Origin of the sequence: uncultured Psychrosphaera sp. (assembly GCF_947500655.1) — a bacterium.
Lineage (GTDB): Bacteria > Pseudomonadota > Gammaproteobacteria > Enterobacterales > Alteromonadaceae > Psychrosphaera.
Window position 1 is genome coordinate 1 of the sequence record NZ_CANMSK010000035.1, and the last position, 3555, is coordinate 3555.

The following is a 3555-nucleotide window of genomic DNA, read 5'->3' on the forward strand; positions in this document are numbered from 1 at the left end:
CGTTACTGGTTACATTTTGCTGAAGGTTCATTAATGCCTTTATTAGTGATGAAGCTGGTTATGATGAAAATGCCAAAGAATCCAATGCCATTTTTTGTAAAACCGATTGCCAAAACGTTAAGCCAGAAAATACAGGATATGTTTATTACGCCACGCTTAACGCCACAAATAGAATTGGTAGAAAATACCTTAGCAAATAGCACATGGTTAACGGGTGAAGAACTTAGTGCAGCAGATATTCAAATGAGCTTTCCATTACAAGCATCAACGACTCGTATGGATTTATCAGCATTTCCCAATATTGCACGTTACCTTAAACAAATTGATGCATTACCGGCTTATCAAAAAGCTGTAGAACGTGGTGGAAAGTTGGAGACTTTATAGCGGTACTGAAAAATCAGCTGTAAGCCGTAAGTTTTAAGTTGTAAGAAAAGAAAAAATAAAGCGAACTGAGTGTTCGCTTTTTTATTGGGTGTTAAATGTGGGAGGCTTTTATTCTCGTAAGGCTGGAAGGCTGGAAGGTTTTAAGGAACAGCAGCGGTAAGCTGAAAGGAAAAGCGAACCGAGTGTTCGCTTTTTTATTGGGGGTTAAACGACTATTTCTTATTTGCTAAACGCTCGATGATGATTTTATGTTGAGGGAATTTACTGAGTAATTCCTCTTTACTAACATCTATCATATCTTCTGGCTCCCAACCTGGTGTGACAGCTTCACTAACTAGGCCATAACTTCCAGAGTTTAACTCCGCTGCTTTATAAGTGCCTCCTGGCACCGCAAGTTGTAGTTGCTGTCCGTTTAATATATCCGGACCAACAACTACTTTTTCGTAATGTCCATCAGGATAAATCATGTGATAAGTAATTGGATCTCCCATATGATAAAACTCAATACCATCAGAGTATTTAGTATGGAAATGATCAATACTATTGTCATCCGTCAACATATAAAATATTACCGTCATAGTGGTTCTATCACCACGAGCTGTAGTTACCTTGTCTCTATGATCTGCTTTAAATGTTTGACGAAAATACCCACCTTCAAAATGATGCTCTAATGAAAGTTTTTCAATCACCTGTTCTTTGGTCAATTTATTTTGGGTGAATTGTGGTTTGTTCAATTGCTGTTTGCTAAGTTGTTCTTTAGTCAATGCTGGCGCCTCATTTACAGTTTTTGTTTCAGCCAGAGCTGAAGCCGATAAGCAGACACTGCTGACTAATAAAGTAAGCAATGTGAGTTTTACATTCTTCTTTAGTACGTTAACAGAGTTTGAAGATATTTGGTGAGCCATGATCTTATTATTATCCTTTAGTGAAATTCTAGCTGTAAGAAAAATCAAAAAGCAAAGCTAACTAAGTGTTCGCTTTATTAGGTGTTAAAGATGGATGGCTACTTATTTGAAATACTATAATTTGTGGGGGTGTATAGGATCTCCCCCCATTAATATAGTGTCTAATAAAGTTACAGCCAGAATTTCCACCATGGTTTAAGTATTGGTTCATTACTTTTTTCATCACTTTCAGGCGCGAGCATTACAAAGAAATCTGTGTGTATAGCTATAAGCTTACCATTTGAATCATAACCTCCAACAACAGGATAAACACCATCCCCCCAACCAGAGTGAAAAAGTATAAGGTTTTCATCCTTATTCAAAGGCAAAGGGATATTTGCGATCCCATTTCTAATTAAATTCTCATTATCCATTTGTTCGAACCAACAATTACTATCATTATTTTCAAACAAACCTTCATACCATGTTTCTTCAGGAGGCATATATAGATCAATTGCCTCTGCATCAGCAAAACATACAGTGCCAGCATCAACACCATATCCGTAAAACTCACCATCGTTTAATGGTTGTTTTGATGGCTCTCCGCTTTTCGTGAGTTCAATACACTCGCGATAAGCCTCAATTGCATTCTCATCAATAATTAAGCTTGCATACGCCTCACGAAAATGACTTCCATCTAAATTAGGACTTACATCAGCGAGAGTTACTATTACCTCATACTCACCAGCTTGGATTTTAACAAAGGCATTATCTGATTTATTCATTCGAGCGAAAGGGTCACATACAATTAACTTCCCGGAAGATAGGTTTAACTTACCGCAAGAAATAGGGGTCAATTTAATTTTTTTTTCACCATTAGAGATGATTTCAGACTTTAACGCAGACCAATTAATTTCATTTGGATATTGCATATCCTATCCTCGTGTTATCTAACATATTAATAGCAAGCGATTGAGTCGTTTTTCTACCGAGTCATCACTCACTTTTCTGAATTATTTATTTTTACCAGAGTGGTTAACTAATTGCTAAAAAAGTAGTTTACATAAATCGTTTAAATAGTTATGGATCAAAGTGATCTGACCCATTGATTTGTTGCAGAAAAGAGGCAGATTTAATTATTTAATTATTTAATTTAACCCTGACCCCTTTTATTAGAATCTCCTGCCTTTCTTCACTCATTCCGATGATCTCAATTTGGTTCAGCTAACGCCGCTGTAACCTGCCCAAATTATGGAGCAGTTTTGTGCGAGAATGCGCGCAGCGTATTGCACAAAATCGCGTAGTAATTTGGGTCAGGTTTACAGCCTTGTTAGGCATTTTTTTGTAGTACTTCTTTTACTTCTAACTTCAATACGCGAATAACATAAAATACTTGATTCAATATTTTGACGAATTCATTTTCTAAAAATGGAAATAGTATAGTAGACGATTTCCATTCATCATATTTAAGTTTTTTAGAGTCAGTAGCATGAGACAAACCACCGTATATAAAAACGTCCATTATCTCTCGATTCGTAAGAACTCCACCAAAATTAAATGAAGTATTAGAATCAAGATACTCATTTAATTTTTCCCTAGCCTCTTGATAAATAGATCTCGTCTTTTCGGAAGAGAGATTTGATTCAAATATTGACGCCATATTACGAAGAGATATTTTCTCGTTATCTTGAATAAAAAACCTAAATGTAAGAACAAACGAGTCAATACTTTCTTCATCGGGATCAAACCTAGAAGACAATGCTGCTTTATTTACTCCCGCAGAAAGTCTTACGCCAGATCCTTGAGAGACTTTCTTATAGAAACTTAATCGTTCTAGCTTTTCGGCCTTTTCTACAAATAAATTAGCTTCGTCCATAAATTGTTACTCGATAAGGCCTAACAGCTTATTAGCGCGAATTCCTGTTAAAGGAAGTTATCCACAGGAGAATTTATCACGCTTATAAACTTTTTAATTTAATAATGGCAATAACTTAGCAGCTGATTTATGTATAAACAAACGCTTTTTGCGTTTGGAGAAAACGAGCCATTTACATAACACGCCATATTTTTAAAGAATGGGCTCGTTATGTAAAATTTTTATTTAAATAATTTATCATAAAATCAGAAGCTTACTAAAAACCTCTATTTAATCGTGCCATTTCTAATCACATTGAATAACGTGAACATTGCTTTAAATGCACAAGCATATAAGTAATGCCAGTCAGTTAAGCCGACTGGCATTTTTATTTCCGTTTTTGGGATACTTAGACGGTTTTGGCTTTACCCA

5 protein-coding genes are annotated in these 3555 nt (G+C 35.6%); 2 read left to right on the forward strand and 3 right to left on the reverse strand.

What is annotated here, in order from left to right; genetic code table 11:
- Positions 1–384, forward strand: a 384-nt coding sequence (locus Q0940_RS16930; protein ID WP_299271114.1) for a glutathione binding-like protein, incomplete at its 5' end; no start/stop codon positions are given.
- Between the two features lie 212 nt (positions 385–596).
- Here the strand turns inward: Q0940_RS16930 and Q0940_RS16935 are convergent.
- The 3 genes from Q0940_RS16935 to Q0940_RS17125 form a co-directional block, all read right to left on the reverse strand.
- The gene (locus Q0940_RS16935) at positions 597–1148 is read right to left on the reverse strand and encodes a cupin domain-containing protein (protein ID WP_363323598.1); all 552 of its coding nucleotides are present in this window, start codon (positions 1146–1148) and stop codon (positions 597–599) included.
- A 311-nt stretch (positions 1149–1459) separates the two neighbouring features.
- Positions 1460–2200 carry a DUF4241 domain-containing protein gene (locus Q0940_RS16940; protein WP_299271116.1) on the reverse strand — a complete coding sequence of 247 codons (741 nt, stop codon included), beginning with the start codon at positions 2198–2200 and terminating at the stop codon, positions 1460–1462.
- Between the two features lie 398 nt (positions 2201–2598).
- Positions 2599–2790 (reverse strand): hypothetical protein, encoded by a 192-nt coding sequence (locus tag Q0940_RS17125; RefSeq protein ID WP_363323596.1) that lies wholly within the window; start codon positions 2788–2790, stop codon positions 2599–2601.
- Between the two features lie 236 nt (positions 2791–3026).
- Between Q0940_RS17125 and Q0940_RS17130 the strand changes: the two genes are divergently transcribed.
- The gene (locus Q0940_RS17130) at positions 3027–3134 is read left to right on the forward strand and encodes an F-box protein (RefSeq protein WP_363323597.1); all 108 of its coding nucleotides are present in this window, start codon (positions 3027–3029) and stop codon (positions 3132–3134) included.
- Positions 3135–3555 lie beyond the last annotated feature (421 nt).